Origin of the sequence: Streptomyces sp. NPDC006691, assembly GCF_042869955.1 — a bacterium.
GTDB lineage: Bacteria > Actinomycetota > Actinomycetes > Streptomycetales > Streptomycetaceae > Streptomyces.
The window spans coordinates 725,306-749,281 of sequence record NZ_JBIAGW010000002.1 but is presented as its reverse complement, the minus strand read 5'-3'; the positions used below and the strand labels follow the sequence as shown (position 1 = coordinate 749,281).

21 protein-coding genes are annotated in these 23,976 nt (G+C 73.3%); 5 read left to right on the top strand and 16 right to left on the bottom strand.

Annotation, left to right across the window (positions count from 1 at the left end):
* Positions 1 to 196 precede the first annotated feature (196 nt).
* Entirely contained in the window at positions 197 to 688 is a 492-nt protein-coding gene (locus tag ACFYNP_RS06795; RefSeq protein ID WP_388404788.1) for a hypothetical protein, read from the bottom strand.
* A 324-nt stretch (positions 689 to 1,012) separates the two neighbouring features.
* Between ACFYNP_RS06795 and ACFYNP_RS06790 the strand changes: the two genes are divergently transcribed.
* Positions 1,013 to 1,672, top strand: coding sequence for a class F sortase (locus ACFYNP_RS06790; protein ID WP_388783280.1), 660 nt, complete (start codon positions 1,013 to 1,015; stop codon positions 1,670 to 1,672).
* Between the two features lie 46 nt (positions 1,673 to 1,718).
* Here ACFYNP_RS06790 and ACFYNP_RS06785 read toward each other — a convergent pair whose 3' ends face one another.
* Together ACFYNP_RS06785 and lysX are read right to left on the bottom strand one after the other, a co-directional pair.
* Positions 1,719 to 2,567 carry a polysaccharide deacetylase family protein gene (locus ACFYNP_RS06785; RefSeq protein WP_388783277.1) on the bottom strand — a complete coding sequence of 283 codons (849 nt, stop codon included), beginning with the start codon at positions 2,565 to 2,567 and terminating at the stop codon, positions 1,719 to 1,721.
* A 153-nt stretch (positions 2,568 to 2,720) separates the two neighbouring features.
* The gene (lysX, locus tag ACFYNP_RS06780) at positions 2,721 to 5,990 is read right to left on the bottom strand and encodes a bifunctional lysylphosphatidylglycerol synthetase/lysine--tRNA ligase LysX (protein WP_388783274.1); all 3,270 of its coding nucleotides are present in this window, start codon (positions 5,988 to 5,990) and stop codon (positions 2,721 to 2,723) included.
* Between the two features lie 71 nt (positions 5,991 to 6,061).
* Between lysX and ACFYNP_RS06775 the strand changes: the two genes are divergently transcribed.
* Positions 6,062 to 6,541 (top strand): universal stress protein, encoded by a 480-nt coding sequence (locus ACFYNP_RS06775; RefSeq protein WP_388404775.1) that lies wholly within the window; start codon positions 6,062 to 6,064, stop codon positions 6,539 to 6,541.
* 11 nt (positions 6,542 to 6,552) lie between these two features.
* Here the strand turns inward: ACFYNP_RS06775 and ACFYNP_RS06770 are convergent, their stop codons facing one another.
* Positions 6,553 to 7,755: a CapA family protein gene (locus tag ACFYNP_RS06770; RefSeq protein ID WP_388783271.1), complete on the bottom strand. Its 1,203-nt coding sequence runs from the start codon at positions 7,753 to 7,755 to the stop codon at positions 6,553 to 6,555.
* A 273-nt stretch (positions 7,756 to 8,028) separates the two neighbouring features.
* On the opposite strand from ACFYNP_RS06770, the gene ACFYNP_RS06765 reads away from it, so the two are divergent.
* Positions 8,029 to 8,649, top strand: a complete 621-nt coding sequence (locus ACFYNP_RS06765; RefSeq protein ID WP_388404771.1) for a sigma-70 family RNA polymerase sigma factor — start codon at positions 8,029 to 8,031, stop codon at positions 8,647 to 8,649.
* Here ACFYNP_RS06765 and ACFYNP_RS06760 read toward each other — a convergent pair.
* On the bottom strand, positions 8,550 to 8,756 hold the full coding sequence (locus ACFYNP_RS06760) for a zf-HC2 domain-containing protein (RefSeq protein WP_100579527.1): 207 nt from the start codon (positions 8,754 to 8,756) through the stop codon (positions 8,550 to 8,552). The genes ACFYNP_RS06765 and ACFYNP_RS06760 overlap by 100 nt on opposite strands.
* A 122-nt stretch (positions 8,757 to 8,878) precedes the next feature.
* On the opposite strand from ACFYNP_RS06760, the gene ACFYNP_RS06755 reads away from it, so the two are divergent.
* Entirely contained in the window at positions 8,879 to 9,373 is a 495-nt protein-coding gene (locus tag ACFYNP_RS06755) for a hypothetical protein (protein ID WP_388404769.1), read from the top strand.
* A gap of 7 nt (positions 9,374 to 9,380) precedes the next feature.
* Here ACFYNP_RS06755 and ACFYNP_RS06750 read toward each other — a convergent pair whose 3' ends face one another.
* The 4 genes from ACFYNP_RS06750 to ACFYNP_RS06735 are packed head-to-tail and all read right to left on the bottom strand — an operon-like array spanning position 9,381 to position 13,419.
* Complete coding sequence (locus ACFYNP_RS06750) at positions 9,381 to 10,562, bottom strand: sensor histidine kinase (protein ID WP_388783268.1); 1,182 nt, start codon at positions 10,560 to 10,562, stop codon at positions 9,381 to 9,383.
* Positions 10,559 to 12,238 (bottom strand): cation acetate symporter, encoded by a 1,680-nt coding sequence (locus ACFYNP_RS06745; RefSeq protein ID WP_388783265.1) that lies wholly within the window; start codon positions 12,236 to 12,238, stop codon positions 10,559 to 10,561. The genes ACFYNP_RS06750 and ACFYNP_RS06745 overlap by 4 nt, the downstream gene beginning before the upstream one ends.
* Positions 12,235 to 12,627, bottom strand: a complete 393-nt coding sequence (locus tag ACFYNP_RS06740; protein ID WP_388404761.1) for a hypothetical protein — start codon at positions 12,625 to 12,627, stop codon at positions 12,235 to 12,237. Before ACFYNP_RS06740 ends, ACFYNP_RS06745 begins: the two co-directional genes overlap by 4 nt.
* A 45-nt stretch (positions 12,628 to 12,672) precedes the next feature.
* Complete coding sequence (locus ACFYNP_RS06735; RefSeq protein ID WP_388404759.1) at positions 12,673 to 13,419, bottom strand: LytR/AlgR family response regulator transcription factor; 747 nt, start codon at positions 13,417 to 13,419, stop codon at positions 12,673 to 12,675.
* A 72-nt stretch (positions 13,420 to 13,491) separates the two neighbouring features.
* Between ACFYNP_RS06735 and ACFYNP_RS06730 the strand changes: the two genes are divergently transcribed.
* On the top strand, positions 13,492 to 14,112 hold the full coding sequence (locus tag ACFYNP_RS06730) for an anti-sigma factor family protein (RefSeq protein WP_388783263.1): 621 nt from the start codon (positions 13,492 to 13,494) through the stop codon (positions 14,110 to 14,112).
* 51 nt (positions 14,113 to 14,163) lie between these two features.
* Here ACFYNP_RS06730 and ACFYNP_RS06725 read toward each other — a convergent pair whose 3' ends face one another.
* The 7 genes from ACFYNP_RS06725 to ACFYNP_RS06695 form a co-directional block, all read right to left on the bottom strand.
* Positions 14,164 to 15,024, bottom strand: coding sequence for an Fpg/Nei family DNA glycosylase (locus ACFYNP_RS06725; protein WP_388404753.1), 861 nt, complete (start codon positions 15,022 to 15,024; stop codon positions 14,164 to 14,166).
* Positions 15,025 to 15,052: 28 nt separating this feature from the next.
* Positions 15,053 to 16,387 (bottom strand): wax ester/triacylglycerol synthase family O-acyltransferase, encoded by a 1,335-nt coding sequence (locus ACFYNP_RS06720; RefSeq protein WP_388783260.1) that lies wholly within the window; start codon positions 16,385 to 16,387, stop codon positions 15,053 to 15,055.
* A gap of 183 nt (positions 16,388 to 16,570) precedes the next feature.
* Positions 16,571 to 18,562 carry a SpoIIE family protein phosphatase gene (locus ACFYNP_RS06715; protein WP_388405225.1) on the bottom strand — a complete coding sequence of 664 codons (1,992 nt, stop codon included), beginning with the start codon at positions 18,560 to 18,562 and terminating at the stop codon, positions 16,571 to 16,573.
* A 194-nt stretch (positions 18,563 to 18,756) separates the two neighbouring features.
* Positions 18,757 to 19,779, bottom strand: coding sequence for a hypothetical protein (locus ACFYNP_RS06710; RefSeq protein WP_388783325.1), 1,023 nt, complete (start codon positions 19,777 to 19,779; stop codon positions 18,757 to 18,759).
* A gap of 268 nt (positions 19,780 to 20,047) precedes the next feature.
* Entirely contained in the window at positions 20,048 to 21,232 is a 1,185-nt protein-coding gene (locus tag ACFYNP_RS06705; RefSeq protein ID WP_388783258.1) for a DUF6777 domain-containing protein, read from the bottom strand.
* 213 nt (positions 21,233 to 21,445) lie between these two features.
* Positions 21,446 to 23,473 (bottom strand): prolyl oligopeptidase family serine peptidase, encoded by a 2,028-nt coding sequence (locus tag ACFYNP_RS06700; protein WP_388783255.1) that lies wholly within the window; start codon positions 23,471 to 23,473, stop codon positions 21,446 to 21,448.
* A gap of 292 nt (positions 23,474 to 23,765) precedes the next feature.
* Complete coding sequence (locus tag ACFYNP_RS06695) at positions 23,766 to 23,939, bottom strand: hypothetical protein (RefSeq protein WP_199846677.1); 174 nt, start codon at positions 23,937 to 23,939, stop codon at positions 23,766 to 23,768.
* Between the last annotated feature and the right edge of the window lie 37 nt (positions 23,940 to 23,976).

Below are 23,976 nucleotides of genomic sequence, written 5' to 3'. Positions count from 1 at the left end.
TGGCACCTGCCCAGAATCACTGGCTGACGTCAGGACGGCAAGGCAATTGGACGGAGCACGCACACGCTCGGTGATCATTTGTCAGACAAGCCCTAGCGCCGCTCGCCCCGCCGCACGCACACCCGTCGCCCCCGAGTCCTGGCCAGGACTCGGGGGCGACCGGCCGTTGAGGTCCTTCCGGGGAGGTTCGTCCCGGTCAGACCCGTACGCCTTGGCGCCGGCGGCGGGCGATGAACAGCGCGCCGCCGAGCGCGGCCGTACCGACGAGGGTGCCGCCGACCGCCATCTCGGTGTCGGTGGGGCCGGCCGCGCCGCCGAGGCCGCCGTCGGCTCCGCGGCCCTCCAGGACACGGAAGCTGCGGGTCGCCACCCGGTCGTTGTCGTTGCACTTGACCGCCAGGCTGTACGTCCCCGGCGTCGTGTGGTCGTGGATCCGCGCGGTGGCGTAGTTGACGTCGCCCGACGACAGGTGGACCTCGTCGAAGGCGTTCGAACTGACTCTGCCGCCGTTCTGGCAGCCCCTGGCGGTGATCCTCAAGGTGGCGCCCTGGTGGACCGCGTAGGGGTCGACTTCGACGCTGTTGGGGCCGCCGCCGTTCGGCGGGCCTCCGGCGACGGCCACCGGGGCGGCGAACGCGACCGCGGCGCCGACCGCAAGGGCCACCGTTAGAGCGCGTGAAGCACGCATCGTTGAACCTCCATGGGAGGACGCCCCGGAGCCGTGCTCCGGGATGATCGACGAGTACGCCTCCCATGACGAACCCTCACCGCCGCTCATACAAGCCGCATTTCGGCGCTCATCCACCCTGGTGAACCGCGGGGTCCCCGCCTGCCCCGGAATCTGACGGACCCGCAGGTCACAGGCCGTCAGATCATTTTCGCCGCCGCCCCACCCGGATGGCTCAGGCCCGCTGGACAGCACCCGTTCGCCGCTCCCCGATCGCCGGGCGATCGCTCCGCCCTTACGTTGCTCGAAGGCGCTGAGGGTGGACGGCGAAGGAGACGGAGAGACATGGCGCAGGACGAGTACGGCATGGAGCGTCGCAGATACTCCCCGTGGGGAGCCCTGGCCCTGGTGATGCTCACCGGCCTCGCGCTGTTGCGCAACGGGGCGGACGTGACGATGGGCCCGCCGCAACCGGCCGCCGCGGCAGCGCTGACCAGCAGCGCGGGGGCCGCGTCGCCGCCCGCGTCGGCCGGGGCGGTCCAGCCGCTGCCCTTCGCCCCGGCCTCCCGGGTGCGGATCGAGGCGATCAACGTGAACGCTCCCGTCATGGACGTCGGCACCGATCCCCAGGGCTGGGTGCAGGCTCCCCCGCCCGAGGACCCGAACCTCGCGGGCTGGTACCAGAACGGGGTGGCCCCGGGGATGCGCGGGACGTCGGTCATGGTCGGCCACGTCGACAACATGAAGGGGCCCGCGGTCTTCTACGGGCTCGGTTCCCTCCAGAAGGGCAACCACATCGAGGTGGACCGCTTCGACGGCCGCACGGCGGTGTTCGAGGTGTACGGCGTCGAGGTCTTCGACAAGGCCACCTTCCCGGGCACCCGGGTGTACGGCGACACCGGGCACCCGGAGCTCCGGGTGATCACGTGCGGCGGCGGCTTCTCCAGGGGCCGCGGGTACGACGGGAACGTGGTGGCCTTCGCCCGCCTCGTGTCCGTCAAGTAGCCCGGAAGCGGCGGGTGCGGGAGTCGCGCGGACGCCCGCCGCGGGTTCATCTGCGGCGCGGCGGAACCTTCAACTCATAGCCCTGCTTGAGGAGTTCGGGCAGATAGCTGCGCAGGGCCGCGACGCTCTGCGAGCGGTCGCCGCCCGCGTCGTGCGAGAGCACCACGACGCCGGGCGCGGCCCCTTCGAGAACCCGGCCGATGATGGTGGGGGTGCCGGGCGTGGTCCAGTCGAGGGTGTCCACGGTCCAGGCGAGCGGCTCCATGCCCATCTCGGCCTGGATCTCGAACACGTTGCGGTTCCACGCCCCGTACGGCGCCCGGAACCACTGGGGCGCCTCGCCCAGGGTCTGCTCGATGACCTCGCTGGTGCGGCCGATCTCGGAGCGGATCTGGGCGGAGGGCGTCTTGTTGAGCTGCGGGTGGGTCCAGGTGTGGTTGCCGACCACGTGCCCGTCGTCGCGCATCTCGCGCAGCAGGTCCCGGTTGTCGGTGGCCATCTCGCCGCACAGGAAGAACACCGCGCGGACGTCGTGCTCGCGCAGGGTCTTGAGGATGCCGGGGGTGTAGCGCGGGTCGGGCCCGTCGTCGAAGGTGAGCACCATGGAGCGCTCCCCCAGCTGGGGCATGCTCAGGAACGGTCTGGTGCGCACCGGTGGCAGCGCGGTGTGGTAGCGCGGCGGGGTGTAGGCGGTCATGGGTTCGAGGCGGTACGCACTGGCGCGCACGGGCGGCGCGGCGGCCTGGGGTCCGGCCGCGGGCGGTGCCGCACGGGGCGCGGTGGCCGGGGCGACGGTGTCCTCCGCGGTGAGCACGCGTACCGCGGCCGCGGCCGCGAGGCAGCCGGTGATGCGCAGCAGCGTCCGCCGACTGGGGATCATCTGATCTCTTTTCATGACATACGGCTTTTGTTCGTCATGGCGGAAGATTAGGACGTACCGGGCCAACCGGGCCGACGAAACGTCAACAGCACGAGGACACCAGCACGAATGGAGTCACCGGGTGCCGCCTCCCGGCGGGCGCGTGCAGGTGCGGCGGGCGGAAGGGGCTCAGCCGCGGCGGACCAGCGGGAAGGGCAGGGTCTCGCGGATGGTGAGACCGGTGAGGAACATGACGAGCCGGTCCACGCCGATGCCGAGGCCGCCGGTGGGCGGCATCGCGTATTCGAGGGCGTCCAGGAAGTCCTCGTCGATCTCCATCGCCTCCGGGTCTCCGCCCGCCGCGAGCAGCGACTGGGCGGTGAGCCGGCGGCGCTGCTCGATCGGATCGGTCAACTCCGAGTAGGCGGTGCCCAGTTCGGTGCCGAAGGCGACCAGGTCCCAGCGCTCCGCGAGCCGTGGATCGGCGCGGTGCTGGCGGGTCAGCGGGGAGACGTCGGTGGGGAAGTCCTTGTAGAAGGTGGGCAGCTTCGTCTTCTCCTCGACGAGCCGCTCGTACATTTCGAGCACGATGTCGCCGCGCGTGTTGTCCGGGGTGTGCGGAACGTGGACCCGGTCGCAGAGCCGGCGCAGCCGCTGCTCGTCGGTGTCGGCGTCGACCTCCTCGCCGAGCGCCTCGGACACCGCCCCGTACAGCGTCTTGACCGGCCAGGGCCCGGAGATGTCGTACTCGACGACCTTGCCGTCCGGGTCCGCCTTGCGGGCGATCGGGGAGCCGAAGGCGGCGGTGGCCGCGCCCTGGATCAGCTCGCGGGTGAGGTCGAGCATCACGTCGTAGTCGGCGTACGCCTGGTAGGCCTCCAGCATCGTGAACTCGGGGTTGTGCTTGTAGGAGACGCCCTCGTTGCGGAAGGTGCGGCCCATTTCGAAGACCTTCTCGACACCGCCGACGCAGAGCCGCTTGAGGTAGAGCTCGGGCGCGATGCGCAGATACAGGTCGAGGTCGTAGGCGTTGATGTGGGTGGTGAAGGGGCGGGCGTTGGCGCCGCCGTGGATCTGCTGGAGCATCGGCGTCTCGACCTCCAGATAGCCCCGCTCCAACAGGCCCTGGCGCAGTGCCTGGACGGCCGTGGAGCGGGCCCGGACCACCTCGCGGGCCTCGGGGCTCGCCACCAGGTCGAGATAGCGGCGGCGCACCCGGGCCTCGGGGTCGGCGAGGCCGCGCCGCTTGTCGGGCAGCGGGCGCAGGCACTTGGCGGTCATCTGCCAGCCGGTCGCGAACAGCGAGAACTCGCCCTTCTCGCTGGGGCCGGTCGTGCCGGTGGCCGTGATGTGGTCGCCGAGGTCGACGTCGCGGGTGAACCGGCCGAGGGCCTCCTCACCCGCGCCCTCCCGGGTGAGAACCAGCTGGAGGTCGCCGGACCAGTCGCGCAGGACGGCGAAGACGACACCGCCGAAGTCGCGTACGGCCATCACGCGTCCGGCGACGGTGGCGGCGATGCCCTCGCCCTCGGCCCGGAGCCGGGCCAGGGTGTGGGTGCGCGCCGGGATGACGACGGGGTAGGGCTCGGTGCCGTCCGCGCGCAGCCGGTCGAGCTTGCGGTGGCGTACCCGTACCTGGTCCGGCAGTTGACGCTCCGTCACTTCGGTGGCACCGACCGCGGTCAGCCCGAGCGCCTCGATGGAGGGCAGGCCCGCGGTGGTGACCGGTGTGGTGACGCCCTTGTGGTGGCCCTTGCCCCAGAGCTTGCGCAGGCTCGGTACGGACACGAAGCCCTCGGCGATGCCGGAGGCGAGACCGACCCGGGCGAGGGAGCCCGCGTCGCCGTAGCAGAGGAAGCGGGGGAACCACTGCGGCTGGTACTTGACGTTGGAGCGGTACAGGGCCTCCAGCTGCCACCACTTGGAGAAGAACAGGAGCAGCTTGCGCCACAGCCGCAGCACGGGTCCGGCGCCGATGCGGGCGCCCTCCTCGAAGGCCGAGCGGAACACCGCGAAGTTGAGCGAGATCCTGCGAACGCCCAACTTCGGTACGGCGGCGCACAGTTCGGCGACCATGAACTCCATCACGCCGTTGGGCGCGCTGCGGTCGCGGCGCATCAGGTCGAGCGAGATGCCGTCGGGGCCCCAGGGCACGAAGGAGAGCAGCGCGATCAGCTCGCCTTCGGCGTCGAAGGCCTCGACGAGCAGACAGTCGCCGTCGGCGGGGTCGCCGAGCCGGTCGAGCGCCATCGAGAAGCCGCGCTCGGTCTCGGTGTCGCGCCAGGCGTCGGCGCGGTCGACGATCTGCCCCATCTCCTCGTCGCTGAGCGCCGAGTGGCGGCGGATCCGGGTGGTGGCCCCGGTCCGCTCGACGCGGCGGACCGCCTGGCGGGTGACGCGCATGTCGCGGCCGTCGAGGTCGAACCTGGCGACGTTCAGGATCGCCTCGTCGCCGAGCTGGATCGCGCCGAGCCCGTGCCGGGCGTAGGCGGTCGCGCCCTCCTCGGACGCGCCCATCACGGCGGGTGCCCAGGCGTACTTGCGGGCGACATCGAGCCAGGCGTCGATGGCCGGGCCCCACGCGCCTTCGTCGCCCACGGGGTCGCCGCTGGCCAGGGCCACGCCGGCCTCGACCCGGTAGGTGACGGCGGCCTTGCCGTTGGGCGAGAAGACCACGGCCTTGTCACGCCGGGTGGCGAAGTAGCCGAGCGAGTCCTGGCGGCCGTAGGCGCCGAGCAGCGCCCGGATGCGGGGCTCCTCGTCGCCGTGCAGGGCGGCCTCCATCCGCTGCGAGCGGAAGAGGGTGGAGGCGGCGGCCAGCAGGGCGATGGCGCCGAACAGGCCGAGGAAGAAGTAGAGGGGCCTCGGCGGGCTCCCGTCGAAGCGGCCGCTGGAGACGAGGCCGCCGAGGACGCGGTTGGCGGCCCACAGGAGGCGCTGGCCGCGCGGCAGGGTGTTGGGGAACAGCTCGATCAGGCCCCAGCCGACGAGGACACCGGCCGCCAGCCCCAGGCAGAGCACCCCCACCGCCCGGCGGAAGGCGCCCCTGCGGGTCTGCGCGTAGAACTGCCTGCGGGCCAGGATCAGCACCACGAGGGCGGCTCCGCAGAGCAGCCCGTTGGCGATCCACGCCCATTCCATGACGGCGAGGAGCAGCACGTCGAGCAGGAACAGCAGCCCCAGGTAGATGACGACCAGCCACCAGGCGACCTTCTTGCGGGCGCCGATCGCGGCCGCGAGGAGCAGCAGGAAGACGGCGTACGCGAGGTTGGCGCTGACGGGCACGGCGACCCGGTCCAGGAACCAGGAGACCGGGTGGAGCAGCCGGCGCAGCGGCGGGATCAGCGCGATGACCGCACAGAACAGGCCGAGCGCGGCGAAGAACATCGCGAACGCCTCGGGCACCCGCCCCAGAAAGCCGGTCCGGGACGGTGTCGGCGCCGCCTGGCTGACAGTCATGTTCAGCACTCTAGGGAGGCCGGGGCCGGGCCGCCTGTCGAAGGCTCCGCCCGGCCCGTTAGCCTCGGGGCGTGACAGAGCCGCAGCCCCACCCCCTCCCCGAGTCCCAGCGCTTCGAGCGTGGCACCGACGGTCCGAAGGTGATCGTCGCCGGTGTCGACGGCTCGGACTCCTCCCTGCGGGCCGCGGCGTACGCCAGTGGCCTCGCCCGGCGCCAGAACGCGCTGCTCGCCCTCGTGTACGTGCAGCCGGTCCTTCCGGCGGGCGCCGCGCTCGGCGCCCCGGTCGCCGACACCACGGGCGAGATCGCCGAGGGCCTGGTCGCCGAGATCCGGGCCGCGGCCGAGCGGGTGCGCGGGATCTGGGACGTGCGGTGGGAGTTCCACACCTTCCGCGGCGACCCGTACTCCGGCCTGGTGACCGCGGCCGACGAGCTCACGGCGGACGCGGTCGTGGTGGGCGCGTCGGAGTCGGCCGGGCACCGCATCATCGGATCGGTCGCCGTCCGCCTGGTGAAGGCGGGCCGCTGGCCGGTCACCGTGGTGCCGTAGCCGCGCCGACGCTACTTCGACATCGTCAGACCGTCCTTCGCCGCGCCGCGGCTCAGAACCGCCTCGCGGATGTGGTCCTGGGCCGCGGTGTAGTCCTCGCGGCCCGGTGACTTCGTCAGCGCCTCCGGCAGGCTCATCACGCGGCCGCGGTCCACGTCGATCCACTGCGGGACGAACTCCGCCTTGCTGACCTCCCAGCGCGCCCCGGGCTTGACGGGGGGCGCGAAGGTGAAGCGGGCGATGGAGCTCATGTTGCCGCGGTCGTCGCGCGCGCCCGTGTCGTTGAACATCTCGCCCGCGATCTGGTCGCCCTCGCCGTAGACGATCCAGGTCCCGTCCACCTTCTCGTACGCCTGCGGAATGTGCGCGTGGGTGCCGAGGATGAGATCGATGTCGGGGCGGCCGTTCGTCTTCGAGGCGGTGAGCGCCTTGCCCAGGGCGAGCTGCTGCTCGTCGGGGTCGGTCTGCCACTCGGTACCCCAGTGGACGCTGACGACCACGACGTCGGCGCCCGCGGCCCGGGCCGCCCGCGCATCGGCGATGATCTTCTTCTGGTCGATGAGGTGGACCGCCCACGGCTGTCCGTCCGGCATCGGATAGCCGTTGGTGTCGTAGGTGTAGGCGAGCTGGGCGACCTTGGCGCCGCCCGCCGAGAGCAGCGCGGGCCGCGCCGACTCCTCGGCCGTGCGGCCCGACCCGGTGTGCTTCAGACCGGCCTTGTCGAAGGCCTTCAGGGTGCGGGCGACGCCGTCGGCGCCGTCGTCCAGCGTGTGGTTGGAGGCGGTCGAGCAGGAGTCGTACCCGGCGTCCTTCAGGGCCGCGGCCACCTGCGGCGGGGACGTGAAGGCGGGGTAGCCGGTGAAGGGGCCCTCGTCCTCTCCGTACACCGTTTCCATGTGACAGATCGCCAGATCGGCCCGGGAGATGATCGGCTTCACTCCGGCGAGCATCGGCCGGAAGTCGTAACTCCCGTCCTCCGCATCGGACTTGGCCCGCTGGATGGTCGAGTCGTGCGGGAGTACGTCGCCGGTGGCGACCAGGGTGAAGGGGTGCGGGGCGGGCGCCGGCCCCGCGGCCGGGGTGCGGTGGGCGCCCTGCGGGTGCGGCTGCTGGGCGGGTGACCGCTGCCCGCCGCCGCATCCGGCGGTGGCCGCGAGCAGGAGGGCCAGAGCGGCCGCCGCCCCGAGTCGGGCGCGCTGGGTCGGCTGATGCATCGGCGTCGGACTCCGTTGCTCGAAGGCGTTCGTGTGTCCGAAATCCACCCCGCGAGAACCGGCCAGTCAAGCCGAAAGGCCGTTCATACGATTCAAGATCGCTGAATCGGACGCACCCTCGCCAGAGCCCGCCGCCCCGCCGCGACCGTTCGCCGTACCACTCGTCGGCCCGGTTCGACCGCTCGTCGCAGGGCACGGTGCGACGGCTGTCCCCCTACTCCGCGATGCGCTCGGATACCGCTGGTCAGAGGTATCGGGGAGAGGGCGGGCACGGTGACGACGGCGGTCGCGGACATACGGCGCTACACCCACGAGCGGGATCTGGCCGAGTTGCAGCGTGCGCACGGGGCCGCCCTGCTGCACTTCCTGCTCGGGCTCACCTTCGGCGACCGCCAGCGCGCCGAGGATCTGCTCCAGGAGACCCTGGTACGGGCCTGGCAGCACCCGGAGGCGTTCGAGACTCCCTACTCCTCCATGCGCCCCTGGCTGTTCACCGTCGCCCGGCGGCTCGCCATCGACGCGCGGCGCAGCCGGCTCGCCCGTCCCGCCGAGGTCGCCGACGAGGTGCTGCTCGCGACCGCGGAGTGCGCCGACCACACCGAGCGCTGTGCCGCCGCCCTCGACGTCCGCTCGGCCGTGAGGTCGCTCACACCCGAACACCGCGCGGTCCTGGTCCAGTTGTACTTCCGCGGCCTCAGCGTGAAGGAAGCGGCACATGTGCTCGGTGTGCCGCCAGGGACCGTCAAGTCCCGTTCGTACTACGCCCTGCGCGCACTGGCCCGGGTGCTGCCCGGCTATTCTCCTTCGGGTCCCGAAGGGCTCTCCTCGGTGGGTTCCAGGTCCGCCTCGGTGAGCAGGGCGAGCAGCGAGGACGCCTCGGCGGCCTCCAGGTAGGCGGCCCGGCACGGCGCGCACCGGCGCAGATGCGCGGCGACGTCGCGGTCCTCCTCCGGCTCCAGCGCGCCCAGCACGTACGCGCCCAGGAGCTGCCGCACATGCATGAGCACCTCGTGTCTTGTGACGGATCCTGCCCTTCTGGCCACGGCGGGCACGCGCCCCCGGTTCAATGCTCCCTGGAGCTCCCCGGGAGCGCCGGGACGGTCGATGAAAGAGGCGAGACAGGATGCGTCCGGAGGGAAGTAACGGGACCAGTGGTGGCGAACTGCTGGTGCCGATGGCATGGATGTACGCGGAGTACATCGCCGACGAATTGCTGCGTACCGGCGATCTGATGCCGCCGACGACGCTGGAGTTCAGGGCCGGGCGCAACGCCCTCGCCCTGACGATCTTCCTGGCCGACGGTGCGGTCGGCGGGGCCCGGGTGGTGGCCCGGCTCGACGAGTGGAGCTCGCTCACCGCGGCCGGGCGGCCCTGGCGGCACTGGGTCTGCAAGCGGCTGCACCGGTTGCTGCGCGATCAGGAGCGGGGCCCCGACGTGGAGATGGCGCGGGCGGCCTGGCGGTGGCTGGAGGAGACCGAGCTGCTCGCGGCCGACCTGGACGCGGTGGTACCGGGCGGGGTCGATCCCCGAGCCGACCACGAGGACGAGCCCCGGGTGTGGACGCCCGCGTGGGAACTCGGCCTGCCACTGGGCCACTTGGCGATCCACCTCTTCTGAGGCAGCCTCAACTGTGCACACCCGCACGGTATTTGGGTATGCGCGCCGTGATCCTCATGCCCGCTCCGACGCCCGTCTCGATGACGAGGCCGTAGGCGTCGCCGTAGACCTGCCGCAGTCGTTCGTCCACGTTGAGCAGGCCGATGCCGCCGGAGGCTCCCCCCTCGCCGCGCAGGACGCGGCGCAGCCGCTCCGGGTCCATGCCCGCACCGTCGTCTTCGATCACGACCTCGGCCTCGTTGCCCGCGTCCAGGGCGCTGATCGTGATGCGCCCCGCGCCGACGGCGCCCTCGATACCGTGCTTGACGGCGTTCTCGACGAGCGGCTGAAGACACAGGAACGGCAACGCGACCGGCAGGACCTCCGGCGCGACCTGGAGGGTGACGGAGAGCCGGTCGCCGAAGCGGGCCCGCACCAGCGCCAGGTACTGGTCGATGGAGTGGAGCTCCTCGGCGAGCGTGGTGAAGTCGCCGTGCCGCCGGAAGGAGTAACGGGTGAAGTCGGCGAACTCCAGGAGGAGTTCACGGGCGCGTTCCGGGTCGGTGCGGACGAACGAGGCGATCGCGGCGAGTGAGTTGAAGATGAAGTGCGGGGAGATCTGGGCGCGCAGGGCCTTGATCTCGGCCTCGATCAACCGGGTCCGGGAGCGGTCGAGTTCGGCGAGTTCGAGCTGTACGGAGACCCAGCGTCCCACCTCGCCCGCCGCGCGCGCGAGGACCGCCGACTCGCGGGGTGCGTAGGCGATCAGGGTGCCGAGCACCCGGTGGTCCACGGTGAGCGGCACGGCCACCGCCCAGCGCAGCGGGCAGTCCAGGTCCCCGCAGGACAGCGCGAACGCCTTGTCGCGCCCCGTGTCGAGCAACACCCTTACCTGGTCCATCACTTGGGCGCTGTGGTGCTGCTCGCCCGCCCCGTCCCAGGTCAGGATGGTGTCGCGGTCGGTGAGGCAGAGCGCGTCGGTGCCGAGCAGCGAGCGCAGGCCCCGGGCCGACTTGCGGGCGGCCTCGGCGGTGAGCCCGGCGCGCAGGGGCGGTGCCGCGAGCGAGGCGGTGTGCAGGGTCTCGAAGGTGGCGTGCTCCACGGGCGTTCCGACATCACTGGTACGGGCCCGCCGTGCGGCGCGCCGGCCGAGCAGGTACCCGGCGGCGGCCAGGAGCGGGCCGAGGAAGAGCAGGGCGGCCAGGGTCATCGCGGTGCGCCTCCCCCGCGGGCCAGGGCTTCGGGCAGATGGAAGCGGGTCATGGCGGCGTTGGTGCCGGCCGGGACGCGCCCCGGGGTGGCGAGCGAGACCCCGGTCATGGCGAGGAAGCCGACCGGCACCGACCAGACGGCCGGCCAGGCGAGCAGCGCGTGCGCGAGCCCCGGCGGGGCGAGGCCGAGGACGGTGGCGGCGACCGCGAGCAGCGCCGAACCGCCCCCCAGGACGAGTCCGGCCGCGGCCCCCGGCGGGGTCAGCCCGCGCCACCAGATGCCGAGCACGAGCAGCGGGCAGAACGAGGAGGCGGACACCGCGAACGCCATCCCGACCGCGTCGGCCACCGGCACCCCGCTCACCAGCAGCGCGCCGAGCAGCGGCACCGAGATGGCGATCGGTGTGGCGAGGCGGAAGTGGCGTATGCCGCGCGAAGGCAGCACGTCCTGGGTGAGGACTCCCGCGACCGCCATGGTGAGTCCGGAGGCCGTCGACAGGAACGCGGCGAAGGCGCCGCCCGCGACCAGCGCGCCGAGCAGATCGCCCCCGGCGCCGCCGACGAGGCGCTCGGGCAGCAGGAGCACGGCCGCGTCCGCGTCGCCGGTGAGGGCGAGTTCGGGGGCGTACAGGCGGCCGAGCGCCCCGTAGACGGGTGGCAGCAGGTAGAAGGCACCGATCAGGGCGAGGACGACGACGGTGGCACGGCGGGCCTCGCGGCCGCCCGGGCTGGTGTAGAAGCGGACCACGACGTGGGGCAGCCCCATGGTGCCGAGGAAGGTCGCCACGATCAGCCCGTAGGTGGCGTACAGCGGGTGTTCGGCGCGGGCGGCGGTGCCGGGGACGCGGGTCGCGGCGGCAAGGGCGAGCCGGGTGCCGGCCCCGACGCGGTGCTCGCCCGGCGCGAGGGTCAGCGCCTCGCCGTGGCGCGGACGGCCGTCGACGGTTCCGGTGGCACGGACGGGCAGCGGGTCCGTCAGCCGCAGGGTCAGCGTGTCGGCGACATGGACCGTCTGCTGGTGGCGCAGGGCGGCGGGTTCGTCGTAGACCGGACGCGGCGCGCCGTCGCCCCGCCAGGCGAGGACCAGGAAGAAGACGGGGATGAGCAGCGCGGTCAGTTTCAGCCAGTACTGGAAGGCCTGGACGAAGGTGATCGAGCGCATGCCGCCGGCCGCGACCGCGACCACCACGACGGCCGCGACGAGCACCGGCCCGAGCCAGTCCGGCGCCCCGGTCAGGATCTTCAACGTGAGCCCCGCACCCTGGAGTTGGGGCACCAGGTACAGCCAGCCGGCACCGACCACGAACACGCTCACCAGACGGCGCACGCGCGCCGATTCGAGCCGGGCCTCGGCGAAGTCGGGCAGCGTGTACGCGCCCGAGCGGCGCAGCGGAGCCGCGACGAACAGGAGCAGCACCAGATAGCCGGCGGTGTAGCCGACCGGGTACCAGAGCATGTCCGGGCCCTGCACCAGGACGAGCCCCGCGATGCCGAGGAAGGAGGCCGCGGAGAGGTACTCACCACTGATGGCGGCCGCGTTGAGCCCCGGGCCCACGGTGCGCGAGGCGACGTAGAAGTCCGATGTGGTGCGCGAGATGCGCAGGCCGAATCCGCCGACCAGGACGGTGGCGAGGACGACGGCGGTCACCGCCACCACGGCGTACGTCTGGCTCACTCGGCGCGGCGGCCCTGCGTCGGGCGGCCGTCCGTCGGGCGGTCGGCGACCAGGCGGGCGAAGTCGCGCTCGTTGCGCTCGGCGGTGCGCACGTACCACCAGGCGATCAGGCCGAGCGGCCCGTAGACCGCGAAGCCGAGCACGCACCAGGTGACGGCGTCGTCGTCCAGGGCGCGAAAGGCGAGCGGCAGCGTCCCGACCGTGACGGCGAGCACCACGAACCCGGTCAGGGCGGCCCGGAGTTGACCGCGCATCAGGGAGCGCACGTAGGCGCCGCCGAGCGCGGTCTGCTCGTCGATCTCGGACTGGGCGCGGTGGCGCGGCAGTGGACGGACCCTCCTCGGCTCCCCGGTGACCCGCTCGCGTCGCGCCGCCTGCTCTGCGGACATGGCGCGGAGTGTACGCAGCCGCTCGCCGATCGGGGAAGGGGCAGGTCAGCGGGTGGTGCGCCGCAGCAGGCGGTCGCGCACGGTGCGTGCGTGGCGCCGGCTGACGGGGAGTTCGGCGTTGCCGACCCGCACGCTCATGCTGCCCGCGTCCAGGCGGAGTTCGTCGATCCGGTCGAGTGCGACGAGGTGGCTGCGGTGGATCCGCACGAAGCCCCGGCCGCGCCAGCGCTCCTCCAGGGTGGACAGCGGGATCCGCACGAGGTGGCTGCCGCGTGCGGTGTGCAGCCGGGCGTAGTCGCCCTGGGCCTCGGCGTACGCGATGTCGTCGATGGCCAGGAAGCGGGTGACACCGCCGAGTTCGACCGGAATCTGGTCGGGCTCCTGGACGGTGGCGGAGCGGTCGCCGACGAGTTCGGCGACCCGGCGGACCGCCTCGGCGAGGCGCTCGCCGCGCACCGGTTTGAGGACGTAGTCGACGGCCTTCAGGTCGAAGGCCTGCACGGCGAAGCCCTCGTGGGCGGTGACGAAGACGATCAAGGGCGGTCGGGCGAAGCCGGCGAGCAGCCGGGCGATGTCGAGTCCGGTGAGCCCGGCCATGTGGATGTCGAGGAAGACCACGTCGACGCCCGGTTCGCCGTCCTCGCCCGCTTCGAGGGCGGCGCCGATGAGCCGGAGCGCCTCGGTGGCACCGGTCGCGCCCTCGGCGGACCGGATCCGGGGGTCGGAGCGCAGCAGGTAGAGGAGTTCTTCGAGGGCGGGGGCTTCGTCGTCGACCGCCAGTACGCGCAGCATGGGGCCGGAGTCTAGGCGGGCTCGTGCCGGGGTGTCTTGAGTGTTCGGGGCGGTTCCCGCGTACCTGAGGGCATGAGTTCGCCGCAGATCCACCAGGACGTCGGGGCCTACGCCCTCGGTGTGCTCGGTGCCGCCGACGCCTTCCGCTTCGAGGAGCACCTCGCGGGGTGCGCCCGCTGCGGTGCGCTGCTCGCCGAGTTCGGCGGCGTGACGGCGCTGCTCGCCGCCTGCCTCGCGGGCGGTTCGGTGCCGGCCCCCGCGGTGTCGCCCGAGGTGCTGCACCGGATGCTGGGTGCGGTGGCCCGGCGGCGCCGGCGCGGACGGGTGGTGCGGCTCGCCCTGGTGGCCGCCGCGGGGGTGCTGGTGGCGGGCGGGATCGGTATCGCCGTGGAACCCGCGCCGTCGGGCTGGACGGTGGCCTCGCACGCGCCCGGGGTGTCGGCAGCACTGGTGACGGATCATCAGGAGTGGGGCACCGATGTCGAGTTGACGCTCACGGGAGCGGAGCCGGCGTCGTGCACGCTGGTCGCGGTGGGCCGGGACGGCTCCCAGGAGACGGTGGCGACCTGGGCGGAACGGGGCGGCCTGCCGGTTCGGATGCGCGGAGCGGCGGCGCTCGCGCAGGACGCGATCGCGCGGTTCGAGGTGCGGGTCGCGGACGGGACCCGGCTCGCGACGCTGACCCCCCGGTGAGACCGTCCCCGAGGCGGCCGTGAGGCGGCCCCGACGCCCGCTCGGGCGGCGCTACTTGAGCAGCTTCGACAGCCGCCGGTCGGCGAGGATCCTGCCGCCGGTCTGACAGGTGGCGCAGTACTGGAGGGAGGAGTCGGCGAAGGACACCTCCCGGACGGTGTCGCCGCACACCGGGCACGGCTGCCCGGTGCGGCCGTGCACCCGAAGGCCGCTCTTCTTCTCGGCCTTGAGACGGCCCGCGGCGAGCCCGTGCGAGCGCTCGACCGCCTCCGTCAAGGTGGTGCGCATCGCCTCGTACAGCGTGGTCGTCTCCTCCTCGGTGAGGTGGGCGACGGCCTTGAACGGCGACATGCGGGCGACGTGCAGGATCTCGTCGCTGTAGGCGTTGCCGATGCCCGCGATGAGGGACTGGTCGCGCAGCGCGCCCTTGAGCTGGCGCCGCTCGCCCTTGAGCAGCGCCGCGAAGTCGTCCCGGCCGAAGCCGGGGGCCAGCGGGTCGGGGCCCAGCCGGGCGATGCCGGGGACCTCGGACGGGTCGTGGACGAGGTAGACGGCGAGGCTCTTGCGGGTGCCCGCCTCGGTGAGGTCGAAGCCCGCGCCGCCGGCCAGCGAGACCCGCAGCGCGAGCGGGCCCTTGCCGGGCTTCGGCGGGGCGGTGGGCAGGGTGTCGTACCAGCGCAGCCAGCCGGCCCTCGCCAGATGGGCGCACAGGTGCAGACCGTCGGCGTCGAGGTCGAGGAACTTGCCGTGCCGGGCGACACCGGTGACGGTGCGCCCGGCGAGGGCGGTGTACGGCGGGTCGTAGGTCTTCAGGACGCTGATCGCGACGGGCACGGCGCCCGCGATCTCCTGCCCGACCAGGTGGTCGGAGAGGAATTCCCGCAGGGCCTCGACTTCGGGCAGTTCCGGCATACGTCCAGGGTGCCCCGGCCGCGCGCGCTCAGCGAGCCGCGGACGCCGCGAGGAGGTCCCCCAGCTCATGGCGCAGGCACGCGGCGAGCCGGTCCAGATCGGGGACGGCCTTGCCGTCGGCGACCAGGCCGATGTGGACGCGGCCGCCGTACGCGGACAGGGCGATCGCCAGGGACTGGCCGCGGGCGAGCGGAGCCATCGGGTAGACCGCGCGCAGCGGGCAGCCCCCGAGGGAGAGCTCCGCGCGGGGCAGCGGCACGCTGGTGACGAGCACGTCGAAGAGGATCCGGGCCGCGCTCCCGGCGAGCGGCGCCCCGAACCGGTGGGCCAGTGGCGGCAGTTGATCGGCGAGCAGGGCGACCGCCCCGGCCCCGCGGCCGGGCCCCGCCGCCTTGTTGCGGTCCATGGCGGTACGTACCGCGGCGAGCCGGGCCAGCGGGTCGGGCTCGGCGACGGGCAGGCCCAGCAGGTAGGCGGAGAGCTTGTTGCCGGAGCCGGGCGGGGCGCCGGGGCGCCGGCGCGAGACGGGTACCAGGGCGCGCGGCTCGGCGCCGGGGATGCCCGAGCCGCGCGCCAGGAGCCAGCGGCGCAGCCCGCCCGCGACGACGGCGAGCAGCACGTCGTTGGCGGTGCCGCCCTCGGCCCTGCGCACCCGCTGGACGTCCTCGTGGCCGAGCACGGCGGTGGCCAGGCGCCGGGTCCCGCTGGAGTCGGCGGCCAGCGCGGAGCCCGTGCCGAGGTCGAGGCGGCCGGCCCGCATCACGGAGGCGCCGATGCCCACGGCCCGGGTGAGTTCGCCGACCCGGTCGCGGGCGAAGCCGGCGACCTCGCGCGGGCCCGGCAGCCAGGAGCGGGGCGGCACGGGGCGCCGGCGCCGGGCACTCGGGGTGGCGAGCTGGTCGAGGATGCCGGCGCCGATGGCCACCGCGCGCATGCCGTCGGCGAGTGCGTGGTGCAGCTTCACCAGGACGGCGAAGGGCCCGTCGTCCGCGCCGGTCAGGACGTACATCCGCCAGGGCGGCAGACCGCGGGAGAGCGGGCGTTCCATCAACTCGCCCGCGACCCGGGCGGCTTCGGTGTCGAAGTCCCCCGCGGGCAGCCGCACCCGGCGGACATGCCGGTCCACGTCGAAGTCCTGGTCGGCCACCCAGGCCGCGCCGCCGACGGGCAGCCAGACGTCGCGTACGCGCATCCGCAGCCGCGGGATGGCCGCGGCACGGCCCGCGAGGAGGTCGAGGACCTGCCCGCCGGCCGTGCCGGGGCTCGGGTCGAAGTGTGCGAGCGCCCCCAGATGCATGGGGTGCTCCGCCGATTCGAGGTGCCAGAACGCCAGATCAAGAGGTGCCAGCAGCTCACTGCTCAAGGGGTCCTCGTGTCAGTCGGAGGCCGGTCGGGCGGCCACGGTGCCGCCCGTACAGAGTGAGCAGTGAAACCCTTGCGAACGGTTACGGTCAAGTAATGACTCGTTACGGATAGTTACCGCCAAGTATTGATCACCTCCGTTCCGCTCCCCCGGGCCGCCGCTGGTGCCCCGGCCCGTCCGGGCTCAGTCCTCGCCGCGCTCCGGGACGGTGAACTCGCACCACACGCACTTGCCGCTGCCGCGCGACTCCACGCCCCACACATCGGCGAGCCGGTCCACCAGCATCAGACCGCGCCCCGACACCCCGGAGGAACCGGCCTCGCGGCGGCGCGGCAGCGCGCTGGAGCGGTCCTCCACCTCGACGCGCAGCCTCCGCTCGGGGCCGGACAGCGCGCGGATGGTGACGATCGCGCCGCCGTCGGTGTGCATGAGGGCGTTGGTGATCAGCTCGTCGGCGGCGAGCTCGATCTCGTCGGACCGCTCCCGGGCGCCCCAGGCCCGGACCGCCGCCCGGATCATGTGCCGGGACGAGGTGAGCGCCTCCGGGTCGTTCTGTGCCACGTGCTGGCGGAGCCGGCCGCCGCCCTGCGGCACCTCCATGGCGCTGCGGCGCAGGAGCAGCAGCGCCACGTCGTCCTCGCCGCCCCGCTCGTCGACCACGTCGCACAGCCGGTCGGCGAGCGCTTCGAGTTCCCCGGGGCCCGAGCGCACCAGGGACGCGAGGAGCCGCATGCCGTCGTCGAGGTCCGCGCCGGGCTGCTCGACGAGCCCGTCGGTGTAGAGCAACAGGGTCTGCCCCGGGTCGAGTTCGATGGTCGACACCGGATATTCGAGCCGCCCGAACTCGGCCGAGAGCCCCAGCGGGAGGCCGCCCTCGACCGGCAGCCTGCGGCAGCTGCCGTCCGCGAGGCGGAGCAGCGGATCGACGTGCCCGGCCCGCACGATCTGCACCACACCCGTGCTCAGGTCGGCCTCCGCGTAGGTGCAGGTGGCGAAGCGGTCGGTGTCGAGCTCGTGCAGGAAGACCGAGGCCCGGGCCGTGACGGTGGCCGGCGCGTGCCCCTCTGCGGCGTAGGCGCGCAGCACGATGCGCAGCTGGCCCATCACGGCGGCGGCGTGCGTGTCATGGCCCTGTACGTCGCCGATGGCGACGCCGACCCGGCCGCCGGGCAGCGGGATCACGTCGTACCAGTCGCCGCCGATGTCCCGGCCGAACCGGGCCGAGCGGTAGCGCACGGCGAGCTGGGCGCCGGGCACCTCGGGGATGCGGCGCGGCAGCATGGCCTGCTGGAGCCCCTCGGCGAGGTCGTGCTCCTGCTCGTACAGCATGGCCCGCTGGAGGGACTGGGCGATCGAACTGCCCAGCGCCACCAGGAGGTTGCGCTCGTCGCTGGTGAAGCCGCGCTTGTCGCTGTAGAGCAGACCGATCGCGCCGATGGGGCGGCCCTGGGCGATCAGCGGCAGATAGGCGGCGGAGGTGATGCCGAGCCCGCTGATGTTCGGCCACAGGCCCGGATAGGACTCGGCGAAGTCCTCGGGGGACTCGATGAAGCGCGGGGCGAGGGTGCGGACGACCTCGCTCATCGGGTACTGCTCGTCGACCCGGGTCCACCGGGTGCCCGGCACGAAGCTGCCCTCGGGGCCCTCCGCGATCAGGTGGATGCGGCCCGCCTCCAGGAGGCCCATGACCAGGCTGGTGGCGCCCAGGTACTCGGGGCCCTGCGAGTCCTTCATGACGTCGATGACGTCCTTGACGGTCCTGGCGTGCGCGAGGGCGGCGGTCGCCGCCTCCACGACGCTGGTCGTGCGCCGGCGTTCGTCGTCCAGGCCGACCCGGGCGGTGGACTCGGCGAGCTCCTGGGTGGCGTCGCGGACGATGCCGATGATGCGCAGCGGGCGTCCGCTCTCGTCGCGCCGCACGAAGCCCTGGGTGTGGGTCCAGCGCAGGCCGCCGTCCCGGGCACGGATGCGGAAGTACACCCCGTAGTTGACGCTGCCGTTCTTCAGCGCCTGGGACACCAGCGCGTCCAGCCTGAGGGCCTCGGCGGGCGGCACCCGGGCGGCCAGCGACTCGGGCCGGTTGTCGTACTCGTCGGGCCTGAGGTCGAACACGTCCAGCGCGGGCTCGTCCATGTACATCAGGCCGGCGCCGAGGTCCCAGTCGAAGCTGCCCATCCGCAGGTCCCGGCCGTAGGAGTGGAGGAAGCGGCACTCCTCGCCGCCGGCCGCCTCGCCGCAGTGGCACAGCCCGGCCGCCCCTCCGCCCCCTGCACCCGCGTCCATGGGGCCACGCTAGGCGCAGCCGGGACCGCGCGCATCAGGGAGCCGCCGGTGGGCGCGGGAGCGGGCGGGGCGGCCGGGGCGGCGCGTCAGTTGGCCGGAGATGCCTTGCGCAGGGCGGTGATGCAGCCGGCGATGGCGCTCTGGAGGGCTTCGAGGCGCTGGACCATGTCGTCCTCGTAGATGTCGTCGGCGTCGTCGAGCGTGAGCTCCTCGAACACCTTGGTCGCCTTCTGCAGGCTGCTGTAGAACTTCGTGCGGCGCTCCTGGACGCGCAGTTCGGGGTCGGCCTCCACGGCCTGCACGACGAGGCCCTTGACGGTGTCGTACGCCTCGGTCGCCCACTCGCCGGCCTCTTCCGAGTCGTCGAGCTCGTCGAGCAGGGACAGGTGGCGCTCGGCCTCGGCGCGCAGCTCGGCGGGCGCCTCGACGGTCTGCCCGGCCGGCGTCCTGATCTGGCCGTTCTCGACGATCTGGCGGACGTAGCCGATGCGGTCGGCGGCCCTGGTCTCGGAGGCCACCGCCTTCTTCAGCTCGTCCGTGCGGGCGATGTCGCGGGCCAGCTCGGTCTGGAGCGCCGGGTCCTCCTTGATCCGGTCCAGGAGGGCGGAGCGGGCGGCCTGCGCGGTCCCGGGGTCGGCCAGGATCGCGGCGCGCAGCGCGGTCGGGTTCTCGGCGACCTCCAGGGCCTTGGTCGGCCGGATGCCCTCGGCCTCGGCGGCCGCGGTGATGGCGGTGCCGCGCTCGGAGGTCGCGCTGGAGCGGGAGGTGTAGTAGGTGAGCCACACGTCCGCGTCGGGCAGCTCGATGTCCTCGCCGGGGACGAGCGCCTCGAAGAGCGGGACCAGTCCGTCGTCGGATGCCTTGTCCCACGCCTTGTAGTAGCGCATGACGCGCTCGGCCGAGCAGCCGGCCAGCTCGCTGAACTCCTTCGCGGAGACCTTCGGCGTCTCACCGGCCGCCTGCCCGCCGGGTCGTACGCTGCGCGCCACCTTGAGGGCGAACGCCCATCCGCCGGTGCGGGCATAGGCCCCGAACTCACGGGCGTCACGCGCCACGCTGTCGTGGACCGGATCTGCCGCCACCCCGTCGTGGACGAGGTCCGTCGCCACGTCGTCGTGGACGAGGTCGGCCGCCACGCTGTCGTGGACTTCTGCGGCGGGGGGCGCGGACGGCTCGGGCAGGTCGATGGCGACGGTCACTGTGGACGCTCCTGGCTGCTGGAGGAGGGACAACGGCACAAAGGACGCAGCCTATATGCACCTCTTGGTCCCTCTTTTCGTCACACCCCGCGTCACGGCCCGCGCGTCGCGGCCCGGGTCGTGCTCGCGGCCACCGGCAGGAGCTGCCGGTGGCCGCGAGCGAGGGGAGAGAGACGTCTCAGACGTTCTCCGATTCCGGGGACGGCGGGACGAGGCCGGAGTCCCCGCTCGGCAGGTCCGTCGGCATGTCCGTGGGCAGCGACGGCATGTCACCGGACGGGCTCGACTCGGGAGTCGAGGGCTCCACGGGCGACGGGGTCGACGGACCCGGCGACGGGGCCGAGGGGCTGGGCGACGGGGTGGGCGTCGCGGTGACCGTCGTGGTGGCGGTCGGACAGCCGCTCGGCGTCGCGGCGCCCGGCTGGTTCGACGGCGGGGCGGAGCCCGGGGTAGCGGGCGAGGGCGTCTCGGTGACCGTCACGGTCGGCGTGGGCGTCGGGCAGTCCGGGCTCGGCGGCGGGGAGCTGATCGGCGGCGAGGTGCTGGGACTCGCCGGCGGCGACGGCGGCAGGGTGACCGGCGGCTTGTCCGGGTCGATCTGGATGTCCGGGCGCTCCCGGTCGTGCCGGCCGTCGTCGCCGGTCTTCCGTTCGATCCAGGTGTTGTTGGTGATGTTGACGATGATGAGGTTGTTGATGACCACGGTGGTGGGCCGCACCACGACGACGCGGTCCGCGTGGTAGCCGGGCCACGGCTTGCCCTTGTCGTTCCACTCGCCCTGATGGGTGTTGGGCGGCTTCAGCGGGTTGCCGCAGGCGCACCGCACGCGGGGTGCGCCGTGGTCGTCGACCAGGACGGCGGTGCCGGCCTGGAGCACGGACTGGAAGCTGGTGGCCGAGCCGGCGCGGAAGCCGTGGTTGGTGACCCGGGTGTCATTGCGCAGCACGACGGGTGTCAGCCCGCGCAGGAAGCTCGCGACCGAACCCGGGTCGATCCCGGCGGCGTCCGCGAAGGCCCGGTTCTTCGCCCGGTCGCCGCCGAGGAAGCGGATCTGCTTCTCCACGTCGCAGCTGGCCACGGACTGGGTGCCGCCGTACAGGCCGGGCGCGGCACCCGAGACGATACGGGCCGGCCGGCCCCCCGGCGCCGGGCTCCGGGGGGCGGAGGGCGCCGCCGGGGTGGGGGTCGCCGTCGAGTCGGCCGTGGACTGGGTGAACGGGTCGGGTCCGGCGGCGGCGATCGGCTGGAGGTTGAGGTCCTGCCGGCTGTCGGCGCCACTGGCGCCGCCACCGCATCCGGCGGCGAAGGCACCGACGGACAGGACGGCGGCGGCAGCGGCGATTCTGCGCAGGGTCGAGGGCACGTGGATCTCCCAGCTGTACGCCCCGAGTTGCCCCTCATTGTGTGCAGCAGGCTCACGCCCCGCGCAAACGGACGGGGGCGGAACGGGGGACACGACCGCTCGCCCGTACCGATCCGTCCCGGACACCCGGGCGGAGCCGGCGGCCACACGCGCGGCGGCCGGCACGGCGTTGACCAGGCCTTGGCCGCCGGGCCACCGTCCGAGCGGCCGCCCTCACACCAGTTCGGGCCGCTGCCACTCCCCTCCCAGTACGTGGTGGTCGAAGAAGTTGAGCAGAGTGGTGTACCAGAGGCGGGCGTGGTTCGGGGCGAGGATCCAGTGGCCCTCGTCGGGGAAGTAGAGGAACTTCGTCGGGACCTCACAGCGCTGGAGGGCCTGGAAGAGGGCCATGCCCTGCCCGACCGGCACCCGGTAGTCCTTGGCGCCGTGGACCACCAGCATCGGCGTGCGGATGCGGTCGGCCCCGTCGGCGGGAGAGTTCAGCTCGTAGCGCTCCGGCCGGGTCAGCGGGTCGCCGAAGATCCGCCGGAAGTAGTCCGAGGCGTCCGTGTCCGACTGGAACGCCCGCATGTCCCAGATCGAGGCGTGCGAGACGATGGCCTTGAACCGGTCGGTCAGCGTGGCGATGCGGTTGGCCAGGTAGCCGCCGTAGGAGCCGCCCGCGAGGCCGGTCCGGGTCGCGTCGATGTCGGGGCGCGCCTCGGTGGCGTCGGCCAGCGCCATCAGGTCCCGGTAGGGCCGGCCGCCCCACTGCCCCCAGCCCCGCTGGTGCATCCGGGGCCCGTACCCCGACGAGAGCGCGGGGTCGGGCAGCAGGACCGCGTAGCCGCGGGCCGCGAACGGCCACGGGTTCCAGCGCCAGGTCCATGCGTTCCAGGACGTCTCGGGCCCGCCGTGCGGGAAGACGAGCAGCGGCGCGGGCCGCTCGGCGGACGCCCCCTCGGGCAGCACCAGCCAGGAGCGCAGCCGGAACCCGTCGTCGGCCACCGTGCGCACCTCGGTCAGCGTCCCCGGCAGCCGGCCCGGAGCGCCCGGCGCGGCGAGCGCGACGGGCTCCTGGTCGGGTGCGGCGGCGTCGAGGCGGACCGGGGTGGGCGGCGAGTCGACGGCACTGCGCAGCGCGTACAGGGTGCGCCCGTCCGGTGCCACGCACAGCGAGGTGTACGTGCCCGAGGCGGTGAGCCGGGTGACGGTGCCGTCGGGGTCGCGTCGGAAGACGGGCGCGTGCCCGAGCTCGTCGGCGGCGAACCAGACGGTGGCGTCGTCGGCGCGCGGCGAGACCACCGCGCCGGTGGGCCAGTTCTCGAACTCCGGCACCAGCTCGCTCTCGGCGCCGGTCGCCGGGTCGACGCGTACCAGGGTGTAGGAGTACGGCGTGTCGTACGTTTCGAGCACCCGCCGGGTGCAGATCAGGCCGGTGCCGCCGGCGGTGAACAGCGGGGCGTGGTAGACGAATCCGTCCCGGTCGATCACGCGGAGCTGTTCGCCGGTGGCCGCGTCGGCGATCACGACGACGGTGCGGTTGCGGTCCGGCACCGACCCGTGGACGAAGCGGGTGTGGGCGACGCGGGTGCCGTCGGGCGAGAGGGCGGTCTCGGCCTCGCTGAGGCTGCCCTGGCCGCCGGCGTCGACCGGCGAGCCGGGTGCGTCCGGGACGCGGCGGACGAACGTGTGCGCCTCGTCCGGGCCGAGGTCGCTCCCCCAGTGCCGGGTGGGCCCGGACTCGTAGAGGATCGCCGTGACCTTCGCGTCGGCCCGGGCCGCGCGCAGCTTCGCGTGCGCCGCGGCGTCGGCCGCGCCGGGAAGGAGTCCCGCGGTGTAGGCGAGGGTGCCGGTGTCCCGGGCGAGGCAGAAGCCCGCGATGCCACCGGGGTGACGGGCCGTCAGGACGGCTTCGCCGCTCTCCGGCAGCGTCCACACGGCCGCGCCCTCCTCGTCCTCCTGAGCGGTGGCGGGGTCGCTGTCGGCCCGGGCGGAGAGGAAGTACAAGGTGCCGTCCGGGGCGAACGCGGGCGCCGACTCGCCCTTGCGGGAACGGGTCAGCCGTCGGGGCTCCCGGACGCCGCAGGGGTCGAGCTCCCACAGGCCGGATACGCAGGTGTCGCCCTCGGCGTTGAGGGTCCCCACGGCGGCCACCAGCCGCTTTCCGTCGGGTGAGAGCACGAGGCGGTTGACGCGCGGGATCGCGAGGAAGGCGGACAGGTCGTGGAAGGCGGTGGAGTCACCGGGTGTCTCGGACATCCGGTCATCCTGTCCCGGGACGGGCGGGGGCGACAGAGGACAAAGGGCCGGATCGCGTCCCTGCCGTGCCGTCAACTCACGTGCGCGGGAGGGCATGCAGAGGTCGCTGGCCACAAGGCGTGCGGAGGCCGGCGCCCACGGCGAAGGGTTCCGGCAGCCGGCGCGAGGGCTCCGGCGCGAGGGCTCCGGCGGCCGACGCGAGGGCCTCGGCCGACATCGGGGCGGGCGTCGGCAGGCAGCACGAAAGTCCGTGCCCCCGTGGGGAGGGGGCACGGACCGGTGTCGTCGCGGGTCAGTCGATGCCGGGCAGGATGTGCGGCTCGGTGAGGTCTTCCTCGTAGCCCGCGAGGCGGATCGGGGCCGAGCGGGCCCAGACCTCGATGTTGCGGAGCTTCTCGGGCCGTCCGGGCCGTTCGCCACCGCGTTCCGGCGTTCGGCGTTCGCGCTCTGTGGTCTCTGGTGTCACCGCGCACTCCTCTGTGTCGCGTAACCCTGGGCGTCCC

Coding starts and splice junctions, on each gene's coding strand:
- ACFYNP_RS06795 (WP_388404788.1), bottom strand. CDS start 688: ATGCGTGCTTCACGCGCTCTAACGGTGGCCCTTGCGGTCGGCGCCGCG.
- ACFYNP_RS06790 (WP_388783280.1), top strand. CDS start 1,013: ATGGCGCAGGACGAGTACGGCATGGAGCGTCGCAGATACTCCCCGTGG.
- ACFYNP_RS06785 (WP_388783277.1), bottom strand. CDS start 2,567: ATGAAAAGAGATCAGATGATCCCCAGTCGGCGGACGCTGCTGCGCATC.
- lysX (WP_388783274.1), bottom strand. CDS start 5,990: ATGACTGTCAGCCAGGCGGCGCCGACACCGTCCCGGACCGGCTTTCTG.
- ACFYNP_RS06770 (WP_388783271.1), bottom strand. CDS start 7,755: ATGCATCAGCCGACCCAGCGCGCCCGACTCGGGGCGGCGGCCGCTCTG.
- ACFYNP_RS06760 (WP_100579527.1), bottom strand. CDS start 8,756: ATGCATGTGCGGCAGCTCCTGGGCGCGTACGTGCTGGGCGCGCTGGAG.
- ACFYNP_RS06755 (WP_388404769.1), top strand. CDS start 8,879: ATGCGTCCGGAGGGAAGTAACGGGACCAGTGGTGGCGAACTGCTGGTG.
- ACFYNP_RS06750 (WP_388783268.1), bottom strand. CDS start 10,562: ATGACCCTGGCCGCCCTGCTCTTCCTCGGCCCGCTCCTGGCCGCCGCC.
- ACFYNP_RS06740 (WP_388404761.1), bottom strand. CDS start 12,627: ATGTCCGCAGAGCAGGCGGCGCGACGCGAGCGGGTCACCGGGGAGCCG.
- ACFYNP_RS06735 (WP_388404759.1), bottom strand. CDS start 13,419: ATGCTGCGCGTACTGGCGGTCGACGACGAAGCCCCCGCCCTCGAAGAA.
- ACFYNP_RS06730 (WP_388783263.1), top strand. CDS start 13,492: ATGAGTTCGCCGCAGATCCACCAGGACGTCGGGGCCTACGCCCTCGGT.
- ACFYNP_RS06725 (WP_388404753.1), bottom strand. CDS start 15,024: ATGCCGGAACTGCCCGAAGTCGAGGCCCTGCGGGAATTCCTCTCCGAC.
- ACFYNP_RS06715 (WP_388405225.1), bottom strand. CDS start 18,562: ATGGGCAGCTTCGACTGGGACCTCGGCGCCGGCCTGATGTACATGGAC.
- ACFYNP_RS06700 (WP_388783255.1), bottom strand. CDS start 23,473: ATGTCCGAGACACCCGGTGACTCCACCGCCTTCCACGACCTGTCCGCC.